Annotated in this window: 28 protein-coding genes; 23 read left to right on the top strand and 5 right to left on the bottom strand. The window is 49.7% G+C overall.

The genetic code is table 11. The annotated features are described in order from the left end of the window. Positions 1–2 precede the first annotated feature (2 nt). The 5 genes from H7F31_RS20595 (at position 3) to H7F31_RS20575 (ending at position 5467) form a co-directional block, all read left to right on the top strand. Complete coding sequence (locus H7F31_RS20595; protein ID WP_187100311.1) at positions 3–680, top strand: response regulator transcription factor; 678 nt, start codon at positions 3–5, stop codon at positions 678–680. Beyond that, the gene (locus H7F31_RS20590) at positions 670–2121 is read left to right on the top strand and encodes a HAMP domain-containing sensor histidine kinase (RefSeq protein ID WP_261800079.1); all 1452 of its coding nucleotides are present in this window, start codon (positions 670–672) and stop codon (positions 2119–2121) included. The genes H7F31_RS20595 and H7F31_RS20590 overlap by 11 nt, the downstream gene beginning before the upstream one ends. Positions 2122–2326: 205 nt before the next feature. Further along, positions 2327–3190, top strand: a complete 864-nt coding sequence (locus tag H7F31_RS20585) for a carbohydrate ABC transporter permease (RefSeq protein WP_187100310.1) — start codon at positions 2327–2329, stop codon at positions 3188–3190. Positions 3191–3204: 14 nt separating this feature from the next. Next, positions 3205–4068, top strand: coding sequence for a carbohydrate ABC transporter permease (locus H7F31_RS20580; protein WP_261800078.1), 864 nt, complete (start codon positions 3205–3207; stop codon positions 4066–4068). 31 nt (positions 4069–4099) lie between these two features. Continuing rightward, entirely contained in the window at positions 4100–5467 is a 1368-nt protein-coding gene (locus H7F31_RS20575; RefSeq protein WP_187100309.1) for an ABC transporter substrate-binding protein, read from the top strand. A gap of 92 nt (positions 5468–5559) precedes the next feature. Here the strand turns inward: H7F31_RS20575 and arsC are convergent, their stop codons facing one another. Genes arsC through H7F31_RS20560 form a run of 3 tightly spaced genes read right to left on the bottom strand, consistent with a single transcriptional unit; the run spans position 5560 to position 7631 of the window. Continuing rightward, positions 5560–5985 (bottom strand): arsenate reductase (thioredoxin), encoded by a 426-nt coding sequence (gene arsC / locus H7F31_RS20570; protein ID WP_187100308.1) that lies wholly within the window; start codon positions 5983–5985, stop codon positions 5560–5562. A 29-nt stretch (positions 5986–6014) separates the two neighbouring features. Continuing rightward, entirely contained in the window at positions 6015–7304 is a 1290-nt protein-coding gene (locus H7F31_RS20565; protein WP_315970507.1) for an arsenic transporter, read from the bottom strand. Positions 7305–7316: 12 nt separating this feature from the next. Then, positions 7317–7631, bottom strand: coding sequence for an ArsR/SmtB family transcription factor (locus H7F31_RS20560; RefSeq protein WP_087568612.1), 315 nt, complete (start codon positions 7629–7631; stop codon positions 7317–7319). 179 nt (positions 7632–7810) lie between these two features. Between H7F31_RS20560 and H7F31_RS20555 the strand changes: the two genes are divergently transcribed. From H7F31_RS20555 to H7F31_RS20530, 6 genes are all read left to right on the top strand, one after another. Further along, the gene (locus tag H7F31_RS20555) at positions 7811–8338 is read left to right on the top strand and encodes a redoxin domain-containing protein (RefSeq protein WP_261800077.1); all 528 of its coding nucleotides are present in this window, start codon (positions 7811–7813) and stop codon (positions 8336–8338) included. Further along, positions 8328–8660 carry a hypothetical protein gene (locus tag H7F31_RS20550; protein WP_187100307.1) on the top strand — a complete coding sequence of 111 codons (333 nt, stop codon included), beginning with the start codon at positions 8328–8330 and terminating at the stop codon, positions 8658–8660. Before H7F31_RS20555 ends, H7F31_RS20550 begins: the two co-directional genes overlap by 11 nt. Positions 8661–8849: 189 nt before the next feature. Beyond that, a complete protein-coding gene (locus H7F31_RS20545; RefSeq protein ID WP_261800076.1) occupies positions 8850–10235 on the top strand; it encodes a right-handed parallel beta-helix repeat-containing protein in 1386 nt (461 codons plus the stop codon). Further along, entirely contained in the window at positions 10232–10822 is a 591-nt protein-coding gene (locus tag H7F31_RS20540) for a nitrous oxide reductase accessory protein NosL (RefSeq protein WP_187100306.1), read from the top strand. The genes H7F31_RS20545 and H7F31_RS20540 overlap by 4 nt, the downstream gene beginning before the upstream one ends. Beyond that, complete coding sequence (locus H7F31_RS20535; protein ID WP_261800075.1) at positions 10819–11640, top strand: ABC transporter permease; 822 nt, start codon at positions 10819–10821, stop codon at positions 11638–11640. Before H7F31_RS20540 ends, H7F31_RS20535 begins: the two co-directional genes overlap by 4 nt. After that, complete coding sequence (locus H7F31_RS20530; protein WP_261800074.1) at positions 11633–12376, top strand: ABC transporter ATP-binding protein; 744 nt, start codon at positions 11633–11635, stop codon at positions 12374–12376. Before H7F31_RS20535 ends, H7F31_RS20530 begins: the two co-directional genes overlap by 8 nt. Before the next feature lie 61 nt (positions 12377–12437). Here the strand turns inward: H7F31_RS20530 and H7F31_RS20525 are convergent, their stop codons facing one another. Together H7F31_RS20525 and H7F31_RS20520 are read right to left on the bottom strand one after the other, a co-directional pair. Next, positions 12438–12944, bottom strand: coding sequence for a FixH family protein (locus H7F31_RS20525; protein WP_187100304.1), 507 nt, complete (start codon positions 12942–12944; stop codon positions 12438–12440). 18 nt (positions 12945–12962) lie between these two features. Beyond that, on the bottom strand, positions 12963–14333 hold the full coding sequence (locus H7F31_RS20520; protein ID WP_261800073.1) for a PepSY-associated TM helix domain-containing protein: 1371 nt from the start codon (positions 14331–14333) through the stop codon (positions 12963–12965). A 134-nt stretch (positions 14334–14467) separates the two neighbouring features. Here H7F31_RS20520 and H7F31_RS20515 point away from each other — a divergent pair, with 134 nt between their 5' ends. From H7F31_RS20515 to H7F31_RS20460, 12 genes are all read left to right on the top strand, one after another. Beyond that, complete coding sequence (locus tag H7F31_RS20515) at positions 14468–14752, top strand: MarR family winged helix-turn-helix transcriptional regulator (protein ID WP_261800072.1); 285 nt, start codon at positions 14468–14470, stop codon at positions 14750–14752. Positions 14753–14803: 51 nt separating this feature from the next. Then, positions 14804–15868 (top strand): saccharopine dehydrogenase family protein, encoded by a 1065-nt coding sequence (locus tag H7F31_RS20510; RefSeq protein WP_187100301.1) that lies wholly within the window; start codon positions 14804–14806, stop codon positions 15866–15868. Positions 15869–16071: 203 nt separating this feature from the next. Next, positions 16072–18138: an Ig-like domain-containing protein gene (locus H7F31_RS20505; protein WP_187100300.1), complete on the top strand. Its 2067-nt coding sequence runs from the start codon at positions 16072–16074 to the stop codon at positions 18136–18138. Between the two features lie 113 nt (positions 18139–18251). Further along, positions 18252–18680: a MarR family winged helix-turn-helix transcriptional regulator gene (locus H7F31_RS20500; RefSeq protein ID WP_187100299.1), complete on the top strand. Its 429-nt coding sequence runs from the start codon at positions 18252–18254 to the stop codon at positions 18678–18680. A 90-nt stretch (positions 18681–18770) separates the two neighbouring features. Further along, on the top strand, positions 18771–19811 hold the full coding sequence (locus tag H7F31_RS20495; protein ID WP_187100298.1) for an NADH:flavin oxidoreductase: 1041 nt from the start codon (positions 18771–18773) through the stop codon (positions 19809–19811). A gap of 80 nt (positions 19812–19891) precedes the next feature. After that, the gene (locus tag H7F31_RS20490; RefSeq protein ID WP_306299327.1) at positions 19892–20422 is read left to right on the top strand and encodes a type 1 glutamine amidotransferase domain-containing protein; all 531 of its coding nucleotides are present in this window, start codon (positions 19892–19894) and stop codon (positions 20420–20422) included. 235 nt (positions 20423–20657) lie between these two features. Further along, positions 20658–21047 (top strand): VOC family protein, encoded by a 390-nt coding sequence (locus H7F31_RS20485; RefSeq protein ID WP_187100297.1) that lies wholly within the window; start codon positions 20658–20660, stop codon positions 21045–21047. Positions 21048–21240: 193 nt separating this feature from the next. Beyond that, positions 21241–21570: an ArsR/SmtB family transcription factor gene (locus H7F31_RS20480; protein WP_187100296.1), complete on the top strand. Its 330-nt coding sequence runs from the start codon at positions 21241–21243 to the stop codon at positions 21568–21570. Next, complete coding sequence (locus H7F31_RS20475; protein WP_187100295.1) at positions 21567–21962, top strand: SRPBCC family protein; 396 nt, start codon at positions 21567–21569, stop codon at positions 21960–21962. The genes H7F31_RS20480 and H7F31_RS20475 overlap by 4 nt, the downstream gene beginning before the upstream one ends. A gap of 37 nt (positions 21963–21999) precedes the next feature. Continuing rightward, positions 22000–24255 carry an ATP-binding cassette domain-containing protein gene (locus H7F31_RS20470; protein ID WP_187100294.1) on the top strand — a complete coding sequence of 752 codons (2256 nt, stop codon included), beginning with the start codon at positions 22000–22002 and terminating at the stop codon, positions 24253–24255. Positions 24256–24288: 33 nt separating this feature from the next. Continuing rightward, a complete protein-coding gene (locus tag H7F31_RS20465) occupies positions 24289–24999 on the top strand; it encodes an FAD-dependent oxidoreductase (RefSeq protein WP_187100293.1) in 711 nt (236 codons plus the stop codon). Between the two features lie 166 nt (positions 25000–25165). Continuing rightward, positions 25166–25981 (top strand): EcsC family protein, encoded by an 816-nt coding sequence (locus H7F31_RS20460; protein ID WP_187100292.1) that lies wholly within the window; start codon positions 25166–25168, stop codon positions 25979–25981. The last annotated feature ends 141 nt before the right edge of the window (positions 25982–26122 follow it).

Raw genomic sequence — 26122 nt, 5'->3', positions numbered from 1 at the left:
TAATGAAAAAAGTATTTGTCGTAGAGGATGATTTTAGCATTGCCAGACTACTTCAAGTTTACTTGGAACGGGACGGCTTCGCTGTTAAATGCCATACGGGAGAGCGGGATATTCTGGAGGTTTTCCAGGCCTGGCGGCCGGATCTTGTTCTGCTGGATTTAATGCTGGAAGAGACGCAGGGCATGGATATTTTGCGGCATATTCGAGAGAAGGGAAGCTGTCCGGTTATCATTGTGTCGGCAAGGGGAAGCGTCCCCGATCGATTGGAGGGTTTGCAGCTTGGAGCGGATGATTACATTGCCAAACCTTTTGATCCGGAGGAAGCGGTCGCCCGCGTTAAAGCTGTGCTTCGGCGCTCGGCTTACCTGGCGGATTCGGAGGTTGTACGGCTTGGCAGTCTGATTATTGATTATACAGCGCAAACTGCGGCTAGAGGACAGACGCCTGTCGCACTTATTCCGCGCGACTTGCAACTGCTCGCTTTTCTGGCGCGCCATCCCAATCAATACTTTAGCCGCGAGCAACTGCTTGATCGGGTTTGGGGGCTCGATTTTGCGGGCGGAGACCGGGCGGTTGACGCAGCTATCAAACGAATACGAAAAAGCTTGCAGGAGTGGCCGGAGAGCGAAGGAGAAATTGTAACGTTCAAAGGGACGGGGTATAGTCTCCGTGTTTATTAAGGGCAGGTCCGAGCAGGCCGTATCTACCGTTCCACTCTTGCGGTATTGGACATGGCGTTTTACACTGCTTTTGGTCCTATTGCTGTTTGGGATCGGCTTGCTAGGCGTTCATTGGATCAGGGAAAGCGCAATAAATCAGCAAGTTGCAGTGCTTGAAGCGCGAGCCGAACTGTTGGCATCCTATTATTCGAATGCAAAGGATGAACAAAAACGGGTAAATGAGATGCTGCTTGCGGGTCGGGCCGGGATGGTTAATGCTATGCCGGTTACTCCGGCAATCCCTAAAGGCGTTTTCGTGCAAATTCATGACTTTGCTACCGGCATGGTTAGCGTTGGAGGTCATGAGCCGTCTGACCAGCCAAGCGGGAATACGGATTTTCCGAAGCCGCGAGATGCCGAAACGACGAAGGAAATCCAATCAGACAAGCATAGGAAGTGGATCCGCGTCGGAGTTCCTTTGGTCTACGACAATCATTTTGCCGGGAAATATTATGTGAGCATGAAAGTAGATAAAAGTTTTGAGCATATGTATCTGTTGATTCTGGCATCCATCGGACTAATCGCCCTTTGCGGCTGGATGGTCGTCTATTTTTTATCACGTTCTCTGACCCGGCCGCTGCGTCAATTGGCGCATGCCGCAGGCCAAATTTCGGATGGCAACTATAGACCTGATCTGCCGGATTCCTCGCGAATCAAAGAAACGGAGATTCATCGATTGGTAAATTCATTCGATGATATGTCGATCAGACTGGAACGGCTTGAGCGGATGAGGACGGATCTGCTTGCGGGCGTATCCCATGAACTGCGCACGCCGGTTACTTCCATTCGCGGCATGATCCAAGCGGTCAAGGATGGGGTGGTTTCCGGCACCACAGCCGACGAATTTTTGCAGCTTAGCATGAATGAATCGAAACGCCTTCAGACGATGGTGAATGAACTGCTCGACTTCTCCGCTATGGAAACAGATACGATTGAGCCCTTGCAAGAGGAAGTGGATCTGTCAGCACAATTTGGCGAGGTCGCTACTCAGTTTAGAGCTACACCGGGGCATGAAAGACTGGAACTCCTTACGGAAACAGCAAGCTCCGAAGTCATCTGGTTTGGAGATTCGGAGCATTTGAAGCAAATTTTGTTTAATTTGTTAAGCAACAGTGCCGCAGCCGGAGCCAAAATCGTTCATATAACGGCAAGCCGGGAAGATTCGTTTATTTATATCGACGTAGCCGACGATGGCAAAGGGATTTCTGACGCGGAAGCGCCGTTTGTTTTCGAACGTTATTACCGGGGAGACAGCGGACGAAAGAAGAAGCAGGGACTAGGCTTGGGACTGCCGATCTGTCAGTTGCTTGCCAAATCGAATAACGGCAAGGTGGGGTTAGTGCGAACAGCGCCGTCAGGAACCGTTTTTCGGATCACGTTAGCAACCGCCACATTCACATAATTGATAAGCAGGCTGTTTACACAGCAACTGGAAAAGCGCCCGATATGCGGCGCTTTTTTTCTTTTTTAAATGCATTTCCTCGGAGATGTGGAGAAATCGGTGTTCCCTTCATGTTATTGCTGTCATTTCGCTGTCATATTGGACAGGTAAGATGCAATAGGTCGATCATTTGAGTCATTGAATTCTGCGAAAGGAGGTAGAGGCTATGAAACCAGGCCGCTCAGCAAGTAAGGAAATGATGGCGGCTCTTTGCTTCCTGCTCCCCGGCTTTGCCGGATTTTCTATTTTTTATCTCATTCCGTTCGGACAAAGCACGATGACTTCTTTCCAAGACGGACTGGACGGAAGTTGGACCTTGGCCAACTACGAGGGCTTGCTGGCGAGTTCTTCTTTTCTCAAGGCGGCGAAAAACACGTTTTTGTTCATGACAATCAGTGTTCCGATCATCGTGGCCCTGTCGCTAGGTTTGGCGTTGCTTCTCAACCAACGGGTATTTATCCGGAAATGGCTGCGAACGGCCTATGTGTTGCCGCTTGTTGTTCCGGTAGCTTCCATTGTCCTTGTGTGGCAAATCTTCTTTGATTGGAACGGTGTTTTTAACGCATGGATGGAATACTTTGGCTTGGCCAGGATCGATTGGATGAAATCGGACTGGTCGCCCCTGGTCATTATCCTGATTTATGTATGGAAAAATATTGGCTATAACATCGTGTTGTTTCTCGCGGGTCTGCAAAATATTCCGGAGCACTATTACGAATTTGCTGACTTGGAGGGGGCGAGTCGAATGCGGAAGTTTAGCATTACACTCACTTATTTAACGCCTACGACTTTTCTGGTCGTCCTGATGTCGGTTTTGAACTCGTTTAAGGTGTTCCGGGAGACGTACCTGGTCGCCGGAGATTATCCGCACGATAGTATTTATATGATGCAGCATTACATGAACAATATGTTTTTTTCGCTCGATATAGAGAAGCTGTCTGCTTCGGCCGCTCTAATGGCTGCTGTTATATTCGTGCTGGTCATTGTAATGTTCCGAATTGAACGTGTGTTCAGGTCTTATATGGAATAGGAGATGATTGACGGTTGCGAGAGAAACGAGAACGAATTGCCGCACTGCTGCGAACGCTGCTTTTGTTGCTAATAGCCGCAGTAATGCTTATGCCGGTCGTTTTGACCATCGTCAATTCGCTGATGACGGAGCGGGGAATTTTAGCTAATTACGGAATGCTGGGCAGTGTGAACGTAAGCGATTTTGTCAATATAAAGTGGATTCCCCATGAGATTTCTTTCAGCCAATATTTTAATGTGCTGATATCGACGCCGCAGTTTCTATTGATGTTCTGGAATTCGGTTATGCTAGTCGTGCCGATCGTTGCCGGACAGGTGGCGTTTGCGGCGCTGGCCGCATTCGCTTTTGGAAAGCTGCGCTTTCCCGGCAGGGAGCCTTTGTTTTTTTTGTATTTGATTACGATGCTGATGCCGTTTCAAGTGACGCTTGTACCAAACTACTTGATGGCGGATCAGCTTGGCTTGCTGGATCGGCCGGCCTCGATCATTTTGCCCGGCATCTTTGCCGCCTTCGGCGTTTTTTTGCTCAGACAGTTCATGCTGCAAATTCCGGGCGGTTATATGGAAGCGGCGAAAATCGACGGAGCCGGGTATTTGCGTATTTTTATTTCGATTGTTCTGCCCATGGTTAAACCGGGCATAGCCGCTCTGGTTGTCCTGCTGTTCGCCGACTATTGGAATATGGTAGAGCAGCCGCTTATTTTTCTGCAAAATGCGGAATTGCAGCCACTATCGGTTTTTTTGTCCAGGCTGCAGAAAGAGGCTTTTGACGTCTCATTCGCCGCTTCCGTTATTTATATGATTCCAATGTTGCTGCTGTATTTGGCGGCGGAGAAGTATTTCATAGAGGGGATTCAGCTTTCTGGCATCAAGGGATAAAACCATACATTAGTAGCAGAGGATGATTATCATGAAAAAAGTTAAAGGATTGTTTGTGCTGTTGGCATTGACGCTGCTATTAGCCGCTTGTTCCGGCGGCAATGGTGGCTCTCTCGACAGCGGTGTCGGGGGTGACGATCAAGCGGCTGATTTTACAGGCGATAAAAAAACAGTCGTTATTGCCGTTCAAGGCTCCAATCCGTTTTTGGAAGCCGCCGCTCGGCAGTTCGAGCAGGAGCATACGGATATAAAGATTGAAATCAAATCTTATATGGCTATTCCCGAAGCGGTTGGGGACGGCATGACGGCTGCGATTTCACAAGCGGATATCGAAAAATACGTGCAGACGGTTACGACGCAAATTATGGCCGGCAAAAGCTCGGATCTCATTCTGATGGAAAATTTGCCGCAAAACAAACTGGTGGAGAAAAACGTTATCGTTAATTTATACGATCTAATGGAGCGGGACCCGGAGTTTGCCAAAGACGATTATTATCAAAATGTGTTTAAGGCCGCTCAGGACGGAGACGGCTTGTATGCGATGCCGTTTGCCGTTAATCTGGATGTCATTCAAGGCCGCACTGATTTGCTAAAGAATGCGAATATCGACATAGACGACCGTACATGGACCTGGGAGCAATTCAAAGACATCTCCAAACAAGCCAAGGAGCAGTTGGGACAAGATTATTTCGCTTTCATTAATGTATTTCCGCTCAATTTGCTAATCAGCTATATGGAGGACAATTATGATGAACTCGTGCTGCCGGACGGCACGGCGAATTTCGATTCCGAATATTTCCGGGAGATGATGCGTCAAATCAAGTCGATGTACGATGAAAATGTACTGCAGGCTGAATTTACGTATGATTATGATAAGGCTATATTTTCACAAAGTGTATTCAGCAATCCGGAAACAGCTATGCCGTTTATGGCTAGGCCAACGCTTCAATTCTTTAAAAGCCCGACAACCAAAGGCGAGTCGAACGGGATTCCGTTCCGGTCCTGGTTTAACCTTGGTTTGAACAGCAAATCGAAGGTTCGGCAGGAAGCGTGGGAATTTATGAAATATTTGCTTTCCGAGGAGATTCAACAATCGCCTGAGCTGAGCGGATTTCCGGTTAATAAGAAAGTGGCTGAGATGCGAATAGACGAAGCAGCATCCAGGCTGACGAACGGCAATCTGGAACCAGGCCTTGAGGCGGTCGATCCTGCCGCGGCTCAAGCGATAGCAAAGGAAATGAAGACGCTTTTGGAGAATACGGGCATCAAGCTCAACGTAGATTTTAAAGTCCAATCGATCGCCATCGAAGAGTTCAACGCCTATATGAGCGGACAGAAGTCCGCGGAAGCAGTCAGCAAGCTGATTCAAAACAGGGTAATGACCTATTTAAATGAATAACGATTGCCATCATGAATGAAAATAAACAGCCGCTCCCTACGAGACTCTAATACTTCTCAAAGGTTGCCGCTGTTTATTTGCTTTGTTCAGAACTATTGCACCGAATCAACAAATTCGCGAATTCGGTTTTTAATGGAATCCCGTACTTCGCGGAATTTCGCTGTAATTTCCTCTTCCGTTCCTGCAGCTTTGGCGGGATCGTCGAAGCCCCAGTGCAGCTTTACGACATGGACATTAGAGACAACGGGGCAATGTTCGTCGGCATGACCGCACAAAGTAATAACGTAATCGGCGCAGTTCAGAATATCCGGATTGATGACATCCGAAGTATGAGAGGTAATATCTATACCGTCTTCTTGCATTGCGGCAACTGCCCGCGGATTAAGTCCGTGCGCTTCCAAGCCGGCGCTTTTGACTTCAAAACGATCTCCTCCGATAGCCTTCAGATAACCATCGGCGATTTGGCTGCGGCAGGAATTGCCCGTGCATAGAAAGTAAACTAACGGTTTGGACGTCATATACGAATTCTCCTTTGAATGAAATGAATTTAGAGGAAGGACAACCATAGATATAAACCAACCAGCGTGATGAACAGGGTGGGGAGCGTGAGGATCAGTCCTACCTTGAAGTATTGTCCCCAGCCGATTCTAACGCCTTTCTGAGCTAACACATGCAGCCATAATAAGGTGGCGAGCGAGCCAATCGGCGTAATCTTGGGTCCCAGGTCCGAGCCGATTACGTTGGCATAAATCAATGCTTCACGGATTACGCCTTCGGTTGTCGTTCCCTGAATGGCAAGCGCGTCGATCATGACGGTTGGCAAATTGTTCATCACGGAGGAAAGAATCGCCGCGATAAAGCCGGTTCCTAAGACGGCAACAAATAGTCCTTGTTCGGCAACCCACTGGAATAATCGGCCCAATTGATCGGTCAAGCCTACATTACGCAAGCCATATACAACGACATACATGCCAATCGAAAAAACGACAACGGACCACGGCGCGCCTTTGACCAGCTTCCACGTTTGCAAGGCATGGCTGCGTCTCGCTAATAGCATGAAGATGACGGCCACCATTCCCACGATGGCAGAGACTGGCAAGCCTATGGATTCGCTAACCAGATACCCCGCCAAAAGTACGCCCAGCACCCACCAGGATAATCGAAACAAAGTCCGATCCTTTATGGCTTCTTTAGGTTCTTTCACTTTCTCGAGATCATAGCGGGAAGGGATATTTTTGCGGAAATAAACGAACAAAACAAGCAAGCTTGCAGCGATAGAAAACAAACCCGGCACGATCATAACACTGGCGTACTCCATAAAGGAGATCGAGAAGAAATCAGCGGATACGATATTAACCAGATTGCTGACAATTAGCGGCAGAGAGGCCGTATCCGCAATAAATCCGCTAGCGATAATAAAAGGCAGAACGAGCCGATCCTCGAAATTCAGTGCTCTGACCAAAGCCAGAACGATTGGCGTCAATATTAATGCCGCACCGTCGTTGGCGAAGAATACCGCTACCGCAGCGCCGAGTAGTATGACGTAGACGTACATGAGAACTCCATTCCCGCGTGCCAATCGCGCCATATGAAGAGCGGACCATTCGAAAAATCCGATTTCGTCCAGGACTAATGAAATCAGAATGATAGCGACAAAAGCGAGCGTAGCGTTCCAGACCATTCCGGTAACATCCCAAACGTCTTGCAAATCGACGACTCCGCATAATAAAGCTGCAAGAGCGCCAGCGGACGCCGACCAGCCGATGCTTAGTCCTTTAGGCTGCCAGATAACAAAAAATAAAGTGACTATAAAAATCAAACAAGCAAGTACCAGCATAAGGCCTCCCCATCAATCGCAAGTCGAGTTCGCACGGCCGACAAGCTTTTCTTTCATGGAGGGAAGCTGGTCGATGACGGTCTGCAGATACGGCCTGGACTCCAGATTCAAGGAATAATAGATCCATTGACTGCGCCTGGTTTCATGAACCAAACCGCCCAGCTTGAGCTTCCGCAGATGTTGACTGATATTAGGCTGACTTGTTTCCAACAGCTCCACGATGTCGCAGACGCATAACTCCCGTTCCTTTAAAAGCGCGAGTATCGTTAATCTAGTTTTGTCCGACAAAAGCTTAAGTACTTCCGACATTTCATCAATCGGGTCCATAACAGTGCCTCCTCCGCGAAAACTATTTATATTATATACGCAACTGATTATATAAGTAAATAACAATATAACTATATACTTATTTACGTTATGAATAGCCCTAACGAGTCATATCTGCGTACCTCCTCCGTTGTTACAATAGATAGATACTATTGTTTAGTTAGAGAGGTGTGTATACATTGCTTTCAATCATACGCAAAGGTTGGTTTCAAGCCATGCTGGTGGCAGGCGTGGTCGCGCTCGCCGTATACGTAGTGCTGCAAACCAATGCCGAGCCGCTGAGCAAGGCCGCCGACGGCGATACGGCTCCGTCCTTCCAATTGAATCAACTCGCCGGCGGTCAGCTTAAATTATCTGATTATGAAGGAAAAGGCGTCGTGCTTAACTTCTGGGCGTCCTGGTGCAATCCATGCGTCAATGAACTGCCGCTTCTAAATGAAGCTTACAAGCTAGCCGGCATCGACATGATCGCGATTAATGTCGGGGAAGAAGAGGAGACGGTGAAGAAGTTCGTCGACCGTTACGAGCTTGCGTTTCCGATCGCGCTGGATCGCGAGCAGGATGTAAAGCGGCAATATCGCGCCGCAGGTCTTCCTCTGACCGTAGTCATCGATGAGCAAGGGAACATTATGAAACGTCACGAAGGCGAATTGACGGAGATGTCAGATATTCTTGCGCTGATGGGGGAAATTAGCGATGAAAAATAAATCAACATTCAGAAAAGGTTGGGTCGGCATCAGTCTGACCCTCGTCCTGATAGCACTGCTTGTAGTTCCTCTACCTTTTGCTCCGCCAAACGATACTCGCATTATTCTCGATCATACCCAAGAGGTGTACATAGCTCCGCCATGCTTCGATGAAGCGGAGGCTACAAATTATTTGACGGAGACAACCTGGGATAAAGCCCAGGAAAAAGATTATGTTTCAAACTCCGGCTGTACCACCAAACTCATGGAGCCGGCGAGTTATTCCCTGTTGAAACGAATAGGAGAGAAGCTGGGTTTGATGGAATCCGTTTGGTCATGGTAATTCCACGCGTTCGCAAGGAATCGCAGGTTTGTCACAAGACTGTCGATCTTAAGGGTGACATTGACTACAAAGGGCTATGTATGGGGATGGCCGTCATTGTTACAATTTGATTGGCTGTAAAGAAGTACTTGAATAGCCGCACAACTGGAGGGAAGCGAGGGAGGAGATTTGACCCCAAGATGTAGGCTTGTGTTTCGATCCACCATCATGGGTTGGTTGGTAGTCGCCTTACTCAGCGGCGGGCAATCATCTGCAGCAGCTACGGAAAGCGCCAGCGGCCATCCGTCAACCTCGGCAAATCATACCGGATCGGCGGATGTCTCATCAGCGTCCATGCCAACCGATTTACAACCGATTCTGGATGAAGCCGAACCTGGATCGACCATTATTCTAAAGCCGGGTATCTACCTGGGACCGGCGGTGATCCGGAAACCGCTGGAGCTTCGATCCGAGATCGCTGGAGAATCCATTCTGCTGAACGAAAGTGAAGAAAGCGCCTTAATTGTCGCAGCCGATGACGTCACCTTGGCTGGAATACGAATCCGCGACGAGGCGTTTAAGCCGCAAGCAACGATCGTCGTATCGGGTGACCGGGCTCGAATCGAGCAAATATGGATTGCTACGGGCGCAGACGGAATTGCTGTGAAGGATGCGGATAATGGTACGATCACAAGCACCGTGATTGATTGGACGCCGCGAGAGGTATCCATGGCTGCCAAGGGCAACGGCATCGACCTCTTTAATTCCCATCGTTGGCGAATCGACGGGAACACGGTCAGCGATGCTCATGACGGTATCTACATGGAGAAAAGCGATGATACGATCGTAACCGACAACGTCGTCGAGCGTTCGCGTTACGGCATTCATTGCATGTATACCGCCCGAACGGTCATTCGCGGCAACGTCGGCAAAGCCAATGTGACCGGCGCCATGGTGATGACGGCTACAGAGGTTGAGGTAAACGGCAATACCTTCACGAAACAGAACGAAAATGTCCATTCGCAAGGGATACTGTTATTCGACGCGCATGATTCCGTATTCGGAGACAACAAAGTCGAAGGCAACCGGACAGGCTTCTACGTGGAGCAGTCTACGGGCAATGTCATCGTCGGCAATGAAGCGATCTACAATTTTGTCGGGATCCAGCTTCTCGAGGCGGAACTCAATGTCGTCGAAGGGAACCTCTTCCAAGGGAATGTCGCGGATGCTCAGGCCCGCGGAAGCAGCAACAACGAGATTGCCGGGAACTATTGGGACGGCTTCAGCGGCATCGACACGGATGGGGACGGATATAGCGATACCGCTTATGCGATCAATCCCTTTTTTCAAGGCGTGACGCAGAAACGAGCGGCGTTCCAGCTTTTCTTTCAATCGCCGGGCATGGAGTTTCTCGAGGAGCTCTTCCAAAACAATCGGGATGATTGGTCAAAGGATGTCAAGCCGCTTATGGCACCACCGGGTTTTGACGGCGCTAATCCAAGTCATGGAAGTTCCAAGGCGACAGGCTATTTGAGCCTGCTGTTAGTCATCGCAGTAATCGGTTTGTTGTATATGAACAGGAGGAGAACGTTATGAACAAAAAAATAAGCCTGCTCGCCCTCGCACTGGTGTTCGTGCTGACGCTAGCGGGTTGCGGCGGAGAGAAATACGAGGCGCAAGCCATTAACGAAGAGACGGATGTATGCGTCATCTGCAAGATGGCAATCAAGGATGATCAATATGCCACGCAAATCGTAACGAAGGACGGCCAGTCGCTCAAATTCGACGATATCGGCTGTCTAAACACTTGGAAGAAGGAAAACGGAACGGAAACGATCGGCGCTGCGTTTGTACGCGATTTCGACTCAAAGCAGTGGCTGCGTTACGAGAAAGCTTATTATGCTTATGATCCTACTTTTCAAACACCGATGGCCTACGGCATCGTATCGTTCGAGAAGGAAGAGGATGCCAAGGCTTATATCGCTGAGCAAGGCAAAGGAACGCTGATGTCCGCAGATGATCTTGCCAGCCATTCCTGGGCTGTTAACCATGAAATGATGGATATGCACGGTCACGATCATTCCGATGATCAAGGGCATGGCGAGTCTGATACTCACGGTCAAGTAGAGCATGGACATGTTGAGGAGAGCGGCACTCATGATGGCGGAGGACACGCTTCGTGAATCTTCTGAGGCATGTTGCGGCAAGGGAATTGAAAATCGGATTTCGTAATCCATGGGCCTATTCGTTTATGGCCCTTTTTACGCTATTCATGTTCAGCCTGCTCTTGATCAATCTGCAAGGTTATGTAAGCGGCTATTCCGGCGTGAGCGGCACGATGCTGAATCTGGCTATTTACCTGTTGCCTTTGATGGCCCTGATGTTAGGCTCCTTCTCGCTTACCGGCGACAAGGAGGAGGGCAACTGGGAGCTGCTGTCCACATACGCGCTGGGAACGGGAGCGTACCTGCTCGGCAAATATATCGGGATTGCCATCGTGCTTCTCACGATTGTTGCCGCAGGCTTCGGATTATCGGGGCTCGCCGGATACATGTTTGGCGGAGGATTCGACTTGGCTACCTATGGGCGATTGCTGATTTTCGCTGCGCTATTATCATTATTTTTCCTAGCCATCGCGCTGTTGATCGGCACGCTCTCGAAAAATCGTTGGCAGGCGCTTACAGCGGCCGTCGGCGTCTGGTTTTTCGCCATTATTGCCTGGCCGTCGCTGCTGATCGCCGTACTCGGCATGTTGCCCTATCTCTGGATTAAGCCGGCAGTAACCGTGCTCGTCTTTCTTAATCCGGCGGAATTGACCCGATTGTTCACCGTCGTGAAATTAGGCGGAGGCTCTACGTTGGGTCCCGAATATTATAAGTGGGTGAAGTGGATCCTGCAACCTTGGGGAACTCCAGCGTTTGCCGGCATCGCTTTACTCTGGATTATGATTATTTTTACCGTTTCCTATGTGCTGTGGGAGAGGAGGAGAGGTCGTGGCTGAAGAGCTGGTAAGGTTCAACTCCGTTCACAAAGCCTATAACAACATTACCGTCATCGAAGCCATGAATTTAAGCATTGGACGTGGAAGCGCGGTGGCCTTATGCGGCGGCAACGGAGCCGGCAAAAGCACGCTGCTTCGCATGCTGGCCGGCATCATGCTGCCGACAAGCGGATCCATTACGGTTGACGGCATCCTTTGGAAGGAGAATCGGAAGGCCTACGCCGAAAAGATCGGCTATATGCCGGATGACTATCGCTTCAGCGCGGGGTTAACGGCGATGGAGACGATGACGTTCTGGGCCAAGCTGAGAGGACTTGGCAAGGAACGGGCTGCCGAGGTGCTTACGCTCGTGGGGTTATCCAATACGGGCAAAAAACCGGTCACTTCCTTCTCGAAGGGAATGCGTCAACGGGTATTGTTCGGTCAAGCTCTGCTCGCCAAGCCGCCGCTCATCCTCATGGACGAACCGACGAACGGACTGGATCCCTATTGGATGGAATCGTTCGTAAGTCTGGTCCGGGGGGCTGCCGCGAGTGGAAGCACCGTGTTATTCTCGACGCATCAACTGCCCATAGCCGAGACGTTAGCCGATCGAATCGTGTTCCTCAAGGATGGGGGCATCGTACTGGACGGTAATACGGCCGACATACGGAGCGCTTACGGAAGCGACGGCTTGCACGAGGTGTTCGGCGAACTGTTCGGTTTGGCGGGGGCGGGGAATCGAGGTAAATCATAAAAATGCTATGCCCTTCGGATTTCGAATGGGCATAGCATTTTTTGTTGCTTTGCAACGCTATCTAATGATGATGATCGCCTGAACCGTGATCCGAAGACGCTAACGCTAATCCTCCTTGCGCTTCCTGCTGCTCTAACGCCGCGAGCCGAAGAACGGCTTCTTCGCCTATCGCAAAGCGTTTGGCCGGCATGGCTTCCAACGAGCCCGCTGTTACACGGCTGCGTACAACATAAACGCCATTCTCTATGAAGCCGTATTCGGCGGTATATACCCCTTCTTGACGCATAAGGCCCGCCACCGTAACCAGTCGATCCGGCGATCCTTCCGGCCAGAACTGGAACAGAATCTCATCCGCCCTTACGGGCTGGTTTGCTTGGGTTACTGTAACGCTGAACGGAGAGGTTTCATGCAGTTTCAAGATCCCAGGGACTTGCAAATCTACATTCAGATGCGGCCGCAGACCGTTCTCGTCTGTCATTCCTTCATTAGCGGTACACGCACCTAACGACAAGGAAGCGGACAGCAGCATGGTTATCCCGATACGGCGCCATTGATAAGTGTCGATCAACTTCTATTCCTCCCTTTCTTATACGGAGAACCAGGCTCTCAGCGGTTTAATATGCCGAATGATCAGCCAGTCCAGCAGTACGACGACGATTATGGACAAACCGACAAGTGGCATGATAGCTCCGCAAACAAGCATGATGACTAGCACGCCAACCGTTATCCTCCGATCCTTGACTCGGGGAGGCGCTCCGAGCTTTCCGTCCGGCTTTCGCTTGCGCCACATGAAGAAGGAACTGACCGCTAGCAGGATAACGCCTAACGCGGTTATCAAGCCCAGCAATTGATTGGCGAGACCGAAGAGTCGACCTTCATGCAGAGCGATTCCCATCGTTATACCCTTGGCCATAAGGCCGTAATTGTCGTAACGAATGTCGGTGAGCACGGCTCCGCTATATTGATCCACATGCAGAGTCGCATCGTCGCCGGGCCGCGAATGAGAGGTAGCGATCGTATAGACGCCTCGTTCTCCTCGCGGGAGCGAGATCGTATACGGCGGAGCAACGTTTTGTTTGTCGGCAATTCCCTTTATTTCCTGGACCTTCAGCTTCATGTAGCCTCCAACCGCCGATTCGGGAACGGGTAAATTCTCGGAAGCCCAAGGAACATCCTCCGCGATATCCTTCGTAACGGTAACGGATTCCGGACCTGGCATAAAGCTATGCGCATACTTAGGATAGTTCGTATGGGTAACATTCGCCAGACGATCGATCTGCCCGCCGAGGATGCCGGACCAAGGCAGGCCCGACACGATCAGAATAACGATAAACAGCGAGAGCCAGAAGGCTGGAACGGCATGCAGATCACGCCAGAACAGGCGGCTGCCGGGTTTGTTGAATCTGGGCAGCATCGTGCCCCAGATCTGGAAACGATTGCGCGGCCACCACAGATATAGTCCCGTCACTACGAGAATTAGAGCCCAGCAAGCCGCCAATTCGACAAGTCTGTTGCCCCAGGTTCCTCCGACGACAAGCTCGCTGTGCATCTTTTTGAAGAAGGAGGCAAATGTCTTGTCGCTGTTCATCATGCCGACGATCTGTCCCGTATAAGGATCGGCATACATGATCTTGGCAACTCCGTCGCGGTTTGCGGACAGCTTGATCGTTTCTCGGGGATCATTCGAGATGACGACGGAAGTAATGGACGTGCCTGGATACGCCCGTTCGGTCTTGGCGATGATGTCATCGGCGAACATAGCCGCCGCACCGACCTCGCTCACGGTTAACATCTCTTTGTACAAATAACCTTCGATCTGGGGCTTGAACAAATAGACGGAGCCGCTGACGGCCAGGACGATCAGGAAAGGGGCGAAAATAATGCCGGCATAAAAATGCCATCTCCATACCGATTGATACAGGGAAGATAGTAATCGCGAACGGGTTGACGAAACCATAAGAACCTCCTTGGATGCTGAATACATTAGCTACGTCGAATTATAAAATCTGCGAGATCCTGGTACTATAGCTCTTTGTAGTTATCTTGCAAGGAGATGTGTCGGTCGTGTGATCGATCGGGCCGGAAGGAGGCGTGCTTATGAGCGTGCTTGCCGATCGGTTGAACGTGACAAAGGGCGCCGTGACGCAGATCATCACTCGTTTGGAGCATAAACAATTGGTGCAGCGTAACCCCAATCCCGCCGATTCCAGAAGCGTCCTTGTTTTTATGACGGAAACGGGATTGAAAGCGCTCCTCGTCCACGACGAGATGCAAGAAGCGATGTACCGCGAGCTTAGCGCCAATCTGGACGATAACGAGATGAAAATTTTGGAGAAAGGATTAGAGACGCTTTGCCGTCATTTACAAAGAGACTAATTTTTTTTGCGTATATTGTTTAGTTACTAAACTATAAGGAGTGGCGGCAACATGTATCATAAAATAATTGTCATAGGCGGATACGGCAAGGTTGGCGGAGTCATCTGCGATGAATTGAGAAAGAGGTATCCCTATCGCGTATATGCGGCGGGCAGAAGCCTGGAGAAAGCGGAACGGTTCTCCCGGGCTATGAATGGGGAAGTGCTGCCGCTTGAAGTGGATGTAGACGGGGGCGTTCCGGAGAATTGGCCGGATGGCGTGTCCGTCGTCATCATGTGCCTGGACGTGCGGAACATCAGCTTCATTGCACAATGCTTGGAGAAGGGCATTCATTATATCGATGTGACGGCAGACTACTCCGTGATGGAACGAATCCAGAGGCTTCCGTCCCATTCAGCCACAACGGTGTTGAGCGTCGGACTGGCACCAGGGATCACCAATATGCTTGTGAAGCGGGGCGTACAGCAATTGGATCAAGCGGACGCCGCCGATATTTTCCTTCTGTTAGGTTTAGGAGAGAAGCATGGACGCAAGGCGGTGGAATGGACTGTCGATAACTTCAATGCCGAATTCGCGGTTATCGACAAGGGACAGCAAGTTGAGTTTTCCGGTTTCTCCGATGGCCTTCAAACCGAGTTCAATCGGGATATAGGCCGCAGAAGCGCTTATCGTTTCAACTTCTCGGATCAACATATCTTGCCTGGAACCTTGCATATTCCTACCGTATCGACCAGGCTTTGCTTCGATTCCAGATTCGTGACTTGGCTGCTTGCCGCTTCGGCGCGCTTAAGAATCACTCGATTGCTGCTCAAGCCCGGAATCAGAAACAAAGTTGTCGACTCCATCCTCAACACGAATTGGGGAAAAGAAATCTATGCCGTCAAAGTCGAGGTAAGCGGTCAAAAAGACGGCAGAAACGTACGTTACCATGGCGTTATAAGCGGAGACAAGGAGTTCCATATGACCGGTCAAGTCGCGGCCTACGTGGCTCGATGTTTGTACGAAGAGAAGTACCCACGCGGCGTGTTTCATATCGAAGAGTTATTTCAGCCGGATGAGCTGTTCGCTTCGCTTTCCCATCATTTTACATTAGAAGAGAGGATTGGGTACAAATAACAGGAACGGCTTCCCTTCAAAGCTTTCACTCGGATTTTAAGGAGTTTACTCGAATTATGACTAGTTTTGGATGTGACAGCTTTCGTCAGAAACATTTTCCTCAATAGCAACGTTAAAGAGGGTACACTCGCTGGACCGCGGCCGCAACCGGACTTATTGATTATACGAGGTCCCAGCAGAAATCCATTAGGAGGACCCTGAAGATGAGGAAAATAGCACTGACTCTGCTTGCATTAACTTTGTTGTTCGGATTGGCCATCCCTACTGCAAGCGCGGCAACATTGACAACGGAAGAGAAGTTCCAGGTGTTAAAAAATCAAGGCATCATGAGCGGCTTCGAGGATGGGTCTTCACGTCTCCACGAAACGATGTCCAGAGAGCAGTTTGCGACCGTGCTCTACAAGCTTCTTGAATTGCCTCGTTCCCAATCCACGCCAAGCTTCGTCGACGTATTGAAGACGCGATGGTCGTATGAAGCGATCCAAGCTGTCCGAGGCGCTGGGATTATGGTAGGCAAAGGCGAAAACAGGTTCGAACCGACGGCAAAAGTGAAAGTGGAGGAGTTGGCCTCTGTATTGCTAAAGGTCAACAATATTACGCCTAACTCCAACATCGGTTTCGAAGGCAAAGTATCGCCATGGGCGAAAGCTGCTGTAGGAACCGCTCTTAGCAAAGGCTGGATTGCTCATCGGAACGACTATACGATTAACGCAACACGCGCCGTTCTCGTAGATGCCGTTTATGCTGTTTATACAGGTTGGGGACTTCTGCTGGATGTCAAGTCTGTCGAGGCCGTTAGCGTCCAGACGGTACGAGTCAACTTGAAATCCAAGGCTGAGTCCGCCGATATTTCAAGGTTCAGTCTGAGAGACGATCGCAATACCATCGTCCCGATCCTGCTTTCTTCCCTAAGCGGCGACGGCATGTCGATACTGATCACGACAGGGTATCAGGCCGAGAATAGAACGCACTACTTAACCATCGACGGAAAGTCATGGGCTTACAACTCGACGAGATCGGATATGACAAAGCCCGTGATCACCGCATTCGATCGGATAACGGCGCGAGTCTACGTATTGACTTTTTCGGAGGCGCTGGATCAAGCGACAGCTACCAATCCTTCGAATTATTCGTTCTCCGGCGGACTTAAGCTGTCGGCGGTGCAATTGTCCGGAGATAAGAGACAAGTGACGATTACAACATCCAATCAGTCGGATAATGCCCGTTATACGATGACGGTCAAAAACATTAAGGATCTGGCCGGCAACATTATGGATACGCGTTCCGACTTGTCCATCGTAGGCAGCGCGGACGCCACGAAGCCGACGATCGTAGAAGCGGATTTCAAGGTTAACGCAGATGCCTCCTTGACCGTTAGGTTCAGCGAAAAGGTCAATCGGGATATTGCGGTCCAGACCGGACGCTACAGCATCCCCGGATTGGCTGTCGTCTCGGCAAGCTTGGACAATGAAGGTCGTACCGTCACGCTGCGGACTTCCGCGCAACAAGACAAAACCGTGTACAACTTGACCGTATCGGGCATTCCCGATCTGGCCGGCAACGTCATGGATACGAAGTCCGGTCTCCTGTTCGGAGGCATCTCCAATCCGGTCCTTCCGGTCAAGCTGCAGGGCATAACGGCGGTTAATGAAAATACAATCGAAGTTTCCTTCGATCGCGATATTAAGGATTTGGACGTAGGCTCGCTTGTCGTAACGATTTTAAAGGATAACGGAGCCAATGTCTCGATGTCCGGTTGGAGCAAGTACGCTGTGCGGAAAGCAGGCACGAACAGAGTAGTTAGCGTCCAATTCCGAACAAGCAACGACGCCAATCCGAACTTGTTCCAGCCAGGCCGAGTGTATTCTGCAAGAGTAACGGGCGTATCGTCCCTGTATACCCAAAACGGAGAGAACGACACAACTTTCGCGGGTACTGTCGTTCCTAATGAAGCGCCGTACGCAAAGCAAGTCATCGTCATTAACCGTTCGACGATCAAAGTATTATTTAGCGAACCGGTAAAAAACGTGAATGAAACCTTCTTTGCCTTGGCTGAGCAGGGGGGAGAAGCGGTTCGCATCTCCCATGACGAATTAAACAACACTGGTGCGGTCGTCACCGAAGTCACGCTAAAGATGTCCAATGATCTGAAGCCTGGCCAGGTCTATGTTCTGACATTTAAGCCGGGCATTACGGATGCAGCTGGCTTTAACGGTTGGCAGATCAAAAACGGCAACGAAGATATTAGCCTTTCGTTCACAGGCGTATAATTGTACAAATGATAGGCTGAGTAAGACAGTCGTTTTGCGAGATTTTGACCATTCCGAGCAACCTTGATACAATAAGACGACGGAATCAACAATTATTTACGGGGTGGTCAATCTTGCATCACGACAACGAACGATTGGATCTATGGCTGTCCGTATCCCTCATCCATTCCAGCGTCAACGACAAGTTGGAACAAGCGCTGCTGAAGCAATTCGATATATCCTTAAAGGAATTTTACGTTCTTAAATTCGTTTCCGGCTCCGAGTGCAAGGAGCTGCGATTGCAGCAGCTTCAAGAGATGGTGGGATTAAGCCAAAGCGCGACGTCACGTTTAGTGGATCGCATGGAAGCCCCTCATGTAGGCGCTCTCGAACGGCATACTTGCACCAATGATCGACGAGGCATCTATACCCGCATTACGGAAACGGGCGAACAAAAGTATCAGCGGGCCCTTGCTATCGTAAATGACGTGCTTGACGCTGAATTACGCCGCGATGGGACGATGTCCGAACTGGAGAAGCTTGTACAACAGCTTCTGAGATGAGAGCCTCTTGACAGGGCTCTTTTCTTTTTGATAATTTATATGCATGCGCATGCTTTTAAAAATAAAGAATATGCCTATTGGAGGGTAACCATGACTAACACGCAAACTGTGCAATCCCTGTTCCGTCCTTTTACGCTGGGAAAGCTTTCATTGTCTAATCGGACCGTAATGGCGCCAATGACGCGTCAAAAATCGCCCAACGGCGTTCCCGGACCGGATGTCGCCGCCTATTATCGCCGCAGAGCCGAGAACGGAGTCGGGTTGATCATCACGGAAGGGACGGTCATCGATCATGCCGATTCCAGTAATCAGGAGAACGTTCCGTTCTTTTATGGGGAAGATGCCTTAAACGGCTGGGCTAACGTTTTATCGGAAGTGCACGAAGCAGGTGGCAAGATCGTCCCTCAAATCTGGCACATGGGCGCCCGTGGCAACGTGAACGAGTACTCCCAAGACGAGATCGTCGGTATCGTGCAGGAATTTGCCAAAGCCGCGGCGGAAGCGAAACGGCTGGGCTTTGACGGCATCGAGCTTCACGGCGCTCACGGATATCTGATCGACCAGTTCTTTTGGGAGAAAACGAATCAGCGCAGTGATCGATACGGCGGCAGTCTGCTCGCGCGTACGAACTTCGCCGCAGAAGTGGTGAAAGCTTGCCGCGAAGCCGTTGGTCCCGATTTCCCTATTATTTTACGGATATCGCAATGGAAGGGCAGCGATTATTCGGCGAAACTCGTGGAGACTTCGGGGGAGCTAAAGCAATTTCTCGAACCGCTGGTTGACTCAGGGGTTGATATCTTCCATTGCTCGACACGTCGCTTTTGGGAACCGGAATTCGAAGGCTCCAAGTTGAATTTTGCGGGCTGGGTGAAACATTTGACCGGCAAACCGACCATTACGGTGGGCTCTGTCGGCTTGGATGGCGATGTCTCGACATTTTTTACAAAGGGAAGCGGTGCAGGCAACGCCAGCTTGGATGGCCTGATTCCCAAGCTCGAGAATCAAGAATTCGATCTTGTGGCGATCGGCCGAGCGCTTCTTGCAGATCCGGCTTGGGTCAAAAAAATGAAAGACGGTAACCTAGATGAGCTGATTCCTTTCACGCCTCAAGCGCTCCAAACTTTGTATTAATTCCATCGCTTAGCCGCTTCAACATGGGCATGTTTGGGTATATTACCTTTATGTCGATGATTTGGAGAGGAGCTATGAAGATGACTGAAGCCAAAAAAGTAGCATTTTTGCTTGCTAAGGATTTCGAGGATTCCGAGATGGTTAATCCCTACGAAGAGATGGTAAAGAACGGTCACGAGACCGTGATCATCGGACTAGAGGCACAAGAGGAGCTGACAGGCAAACAAGGTACGGTGACGTATACTACGCATCTGGGCATCAAAGATGCCCATGCGGCGGATTACGATGCCATTATCATCCCGGGCGGCAGTTCGCCAGGTTATCTGATGTATAACGAAGATGTCAATCGTTTCGTTCGAGAAGCCGACCGGGAAGGGAAAACCATTGCCGCGATCTGTCACGGACCGCAAGTACTGGCTGCGGCAGGCGTGTTGGAAGGCCGAACGTTAACGGCGTTTCCCGGCATTTCTTCGGAGATCGAGGCGGTGGGCGGGAAGTACCTTAACCGCGAAGTCGTCGTGGATCGTAATCTCGTCACTTCGCGCGTGCCGGAAGACGAGCCGGCATTCATTCGAGAGACGGTCGAACGTCTCGGCGTTAATGCCTGGTAACTGCATAAAGCTCAGAAGCTCATATTATAAAGAAGAGGACTCCTTAGTCGTTAAAGTAACGACTTGAGTCCTCTGTTTAATGTCTGGCTAGCTGTTTGAAAGAGTCAAGCTATTTTGCCGGTGGATAGATACGAACGTATGTGCTATAATCGGAACATGTTCACAACTGCTTTTTCGAGAGTGTTCAATCGCGAAACTTTGATTTCGAATAATATTAGAAGGAAGGGACTCGGACATGATTCTTAAAGCGGCCCAACTTACGATTCTTGTGAAAGATCAAGAAGAAGCCAAACAATTTTATACGGAGAGACTTGGGTTTATCGTAATCTCGGATATGGATTTTGGTCAGGGATCGCGATATCTGGCGGTCGCTCCGAGAGAGAGTAATGAAACGTTGTTTGAACTGGTAAAGGCGGAAACATCAGACCAACTGGCATTGATAGGCAAACAGAGCGCTAACCAAGTCCTGGTCATGTTTGAAACAGATGATATCGAAGGCGACTACTTTGAAATGAAAGAACGGGGCGTCTTTTTCCACGGAGAACCAGCCATAGTTCCGGGAGGAAAAGGAGTCGGTTTTGAGGATTTGTACGGGAATCAATTTGATTTGTTTCAAGCGGAGTAATTCATACATATACAATTAACCAAAAACGTCAGCATTTTAAAAAACAGCGACAGTCCAGGACTTTTCTCGTTCTTGGCTATCGTTGTTTCATTTTTCATGCAGTTGACACGACACCGAACGGTGTCCTATAATCTAAAAGTCACCAAATGGTGTCCAATTAACAGTTAAATATCATTCCTTAGGAGAGGGTGTTGTGAGCGTACACAAACAGTTGCGGGATGTATTTGACGCGATTGCAGATCCAACCAGACGCCAACTTATACGGCTGTTAGCCGAGACAGACGATATACCGCTGCATGAATTGACGACGCAATTCCAGATGGGCCGAACAGCCGTGTCCAAACATTTGAGCATACTTAAAGAAGCGGGGCTAGTTATGGACCGAAAGGTTGGCAGAGAAACGCGATTCAAGCTGAATCCTTCACCGCTTAGAGAAGTGCAGGATTGGCTTTCATTCTATAACAAGTTCTGGACTGCCAATTTACTAAGTTTAGGTTTCTTACTAGAGGAGGAAGACAAATGAGTTTAAAGCTGGAGCTGGATTTTCAATACAAGACCTCGATCGAGAAGCTATGGTCGGCATTAACGGATTCCAACAAATTGGCGAAATGGGTGTTGGAAAATGATTTCGAGCCTGTAGTGGGCCATCAATTCCAATTCCGCGCCAAACCCAATGAGTACTGGGATGGCATTATTGATGGCGAAGTATTAATCGTGGACCCGCCATCGCACTTGTCCTATTCTTGGGCTGTCGGCGAAGAGAAGCATACCGTGAACTGGACCCTTCAGGAAATCGAAGACGGTAAGGTTAACCTGCATCTGGAACAAACCGGATTCTCGAATATACACGGCCTTGAAGGAGCCAGACATGGCTGGACGAATTGGTGCGGCGAGCTGGAAAAAGCATTGGCGTAAGAAGCTTGCCAACAATAAGATCGGAAGGATGTCATGAATGAGCGAAAATAATCATAATTTTATCGTTATCTCGGGAGCAAGAGAAAACAATCTTAACAATGTTTCGTTACGCATCCCAAAGAAGAAGATCACGATCTTTACGGGCGTATCGGGATCCGGCAAGTCATCGATCGTTTTTGATACGATCGCCGCAGAATCTACCCGTTTGCTAAATGAAAATTTCAGTATGTTTGTGCGTAATTTCCTGCCGCGCGTGCCTCAGCCGGATACGGATGCCATAGAGAATTTGAGCATGGCTGTCATTGTCGATCAAAAACGACTTGGCGGCGGCTCTCATTCTACGATGGGCACGATAACCGATATTTCGCCCATTCTTCGCTTGCTGTTCTCCCGAGTCGGTCAGCCGCATATCGGCGGGGCTCATATGTTCTCCTTCAACGACCCTCAAGGCATGTGTCCGGATTGCAGCGGACTCGGACGCAGACTTGGCGTGGACATGAGCAAAGCGGTGGATATGTCCAAGTCGCTTAATGAAGGAGCTCTTTTGCTGCCCGATTATGCGGTTAACGGATGGGAATGGAATATGATCCCTCAGTGGGGAACATTCGATCTCGATAAGAAGCTGAACGACTATTCGCAGGAAGAGCGGGACCAGCTGTTCTATGCGAAGGCTAGCAAAGTTCAGGTGATGTTCGGCGGGAAGGCTATGAACCTGACTGTAGAGGGAGTCATTGAGAAGTTCACCAACAAATATATTAAACGCGATCTAAAGACGATGTCCGAACGAACGCAAAAAACAGTCTCGCCATTCATCTCCGAGGGTCCTTGCACCAGCTGTCATGGCGCCAGACTCAGTCAAGCGGCTTTGAACTGCAGGATCAACGACCTCAACATCGCGGAGATGTCCTCCACGGAGGTTGGTCAGCTGATCCGTGTCATCCGGGAGATCGACGATCCTGTAGCGGCGCCGGTCGTAAAGTCTCTGATTCAGAGGCTGCAGCATCTGGTAGATATCGGACTTGATTACTTGACGCTGGACCGCGAGACGGATACCTTATCAGGCGGCGAATCGCAACGCGTCAAGATGGTTAAACATCTGAGCGGGAGTCTGGTCGATGTAACTTACATCTTCGATGAGCCTAGCGTCGGCCTGCATCCGCGAGACGTACACCGTCTAAATGAGCTGCTGCAAAAGCTGCGCGACAAGGGGAACACCGTGATCGTCGTCGAGCATGACCCCGATGTCATCAAGGTGGCGGATCATATTGTCGATGTAGGACCTCATGCCGGCGGACGCGGCGGGAACATCGTATACGAAGGCAGCTACTCCGGCCTCCTGGAGTCGGGTACGCTTACGGGCAACCATATGAAGCACCCGCTTCAGCTTAAGAACGAGTGCAGAGAGCACTCCGGCAAGCTTTCCATTAAAAATGCCAGCTTGCATAATTTGCAGAACGTGAGCGTGGATATTCCTGTCGGCGTTCTGACGGTCGTGACGGGAGTTGCCGGCTCCGGCAAAAGTACATTGATCAACGAAATCTTCCTGAAACAGCAACCGGATGCCATTGTCATCGATCAATCGGCAGTCGGCGTGTCTACACGCTCCAATCCCGCGACTTATACGGGCATTATGGATGATGTTCGCAAGGCGTTCGCATCCGCGAATAAAGTCAATCAGAGCTTGTTCAGCTTCAACTCCAAAGGAGCCTGCGAGAATTGCCAAGGACTTGGCGTTGTCTACACAGACCTTGCTTTTCTTGACAGCGTGAAACTGCCATGCGATGTATGCGGCGGCAATCGGTTCAAGGAAGAGGTCCTCGAATACAAGCTGAATGGCAAGTCGATCGCTGAAGTGTTGACGATGACTGTCGAGCAGGCATTGGAATTTCTCCAGCTGAAAGAAGTCGTCCGCAAGCTTCAAGCGATGAGCGACGTAGGTTTGAGCTACATTACTCTTGGTCAGCCGCTCAGCACATTGTCCGGCGGAGAGTGTCAGCGGATCAAATTGGCGAGCGAGCTGCACAAGAAGGGGAGCATCTATGTAATGGACGAGCCGACTACAGGACTGCATATGTCCGATATCGGCCATCTTATGGCGATCATGAACCGTCTCGTAGACAGCGGCAATACGGTCATCGTCATCGAACATAATCTCGATGTCATCAGCCAAGCGGACTGGATCATCGACATGGGGCCGGACGGAGGAAGCAAGGGCGGTCAGGTGGTGTTCGAGGGCACGCCTATGGCGATCATTCAAGCGGAGAAATCGATCACGGGAAAATATTTGGCGTAAGCCGTAAAGCTCACTTAAGGGGATGAGGAAGAATTGAGTTTCTTCAAAGATATGTTCGCCATATTTAATAAAAAAGAATTAGTGTTCTTGGAGAGCCTCCAGGAGGATCGCCAAGTCTATTCCTTCTTATTCGAGAAACCGAAGGATCTGACGTGGAATGCCGGTCAATATGGTTTGTTCACTCCTACTCATAAAAAAATCAAGAACGGAACAAAACCTTTCAGCATTGCATCGGCGCCTTCAGAAAATGTCATTAGACTGACGACGCGCGTCGGCGAAAATCCAAGCGAATTCAAGACGGCGATGTCCGAATTGAAGAAAGGCATGAAGGTCAAAATGAGCGGTCCTGTCGGCGCGTTTACTTTGACGGACAACAACCCTTCGCTGTTGATCGCCAGCGGGATCGGAATTACTCCGTTTCGTTCCATCCTCAAGCAATTGGATGCTGAAGGAAACAAAGACGCCAGCCATATCCATCTTGTATATACGGACACCAATAAATCCTATATCTTCAAGGATGAGCTTGATGCCCTTGCAAACAAAATGTCGTTCCGGATTACGTATCTGGACTCCAGGGACGACTTGCAGCAGAAGATTGGCAGGTTTGCAGCCTCTCATAAGGTAAACGGCAGGTACTATATAGCCGGACCGAAGTCGTTCGTCGACTTGCATACCGAAAAGTTAAAGCAGCTTGATGTGGCCAAAGGAAATATTAAAAAGGATGCCTTTTGGGGCTACTCGTAAGTAAAAAAACCGCGATTTTCGCGGTTTTTTTGTTGTCATTTATGGCGCATTCGATTACATTCGAAATTCTGATCAAAAATAGCTCCGCACAAAGGTGAAACGTTTTGGCGCTTCGAGCAGTATGTAAGGTCTAAATCAATTATCGAAGCGAGGTATTACTTTCGGGATGACAAATATAGAAACCGCGGAAGCGTTGAAGTTGGAATTAAAGAAAATAGAAACGTGGGAAAATGATCAAAAGGGACTGTTCTTCTGGGAGAAGCTAGGAAGGCTGCCCTTTGCCATTCTGGACCGAATTACGCCGAAGTTCATACAGGACAAAATAAGCACAGCGCTGGACGAGCTTGGCAGCTATATTCAGAACGGCGGTCGTTATCTGATCAGCAAGGAACAGATGTATCGCAAGTTTTTTCCGGACGAAGAGCAAGACGAAGCACCGGCCCTAGATCGGATCGGCAAGCTGCCTTTGAGCACAATGGATGAAACGGCTAATCGCGTAATCGCAACAAGCAGCAAGATGGCCACCGTACAGGGCGCAACGACAGGCATCGGAGGCATCTTTACGATCGCTATCGATATTCCGCTGTTACTTGGCATCTCGCTCAAAGCGCTCCAGGAGGTTGCGCTCAGCTACGGCTATGACCCCAACGAAAAGTCGGAACGTATTTTCATCGTAAAATGCATGCAGTTCTCCTCCTCCGATATCGTCGGCAAAAAGGCGATTCTCGAAGAGCTTTCAGCCTTCCATTCGGAAGAGAGAAGCGGGCAGGTTATGTCCCAACTTCAAGGCTGGCGCGAGGTCATGCTCACATATAGAGACAATTTTGGCTGGAAAAAGCTGTTCCAGATGATTCCCATCGCAGGCATCTTGTTCGGCGCATATTTAAATCGATCCACGCTTATGGATGTCAGCGAAACAGGCAAAATGATGTATCGAAAACGGCGAATTCTTGAGAAATTGAAGACAATCGAGGCGCCTTGATGGCGAGCCGAAGGTTTACTTGCAACAACCCGAATCCTGAAATAGAGGGAATCGGGCCTTTTTTTTGTTTGGAAATGGCATCAGGTTTTAAATAAAATCATTGAAACCAACAGGTACGAAAGGTATAATTTGGTTCCGAAG

The organism is Paenibacillus sp. PAMC21692, assembly GCF_014303795.1.
Lineage (GTDB): Bacteria > Bacillota > Bacilli > Paenibacillales > Paenibacillaceae > Pristimantibacillus > Pristimantibacillus agaridevorans.
This window is presented reverse-complemented; position numbering and strand designations above follow the sequence as displayed.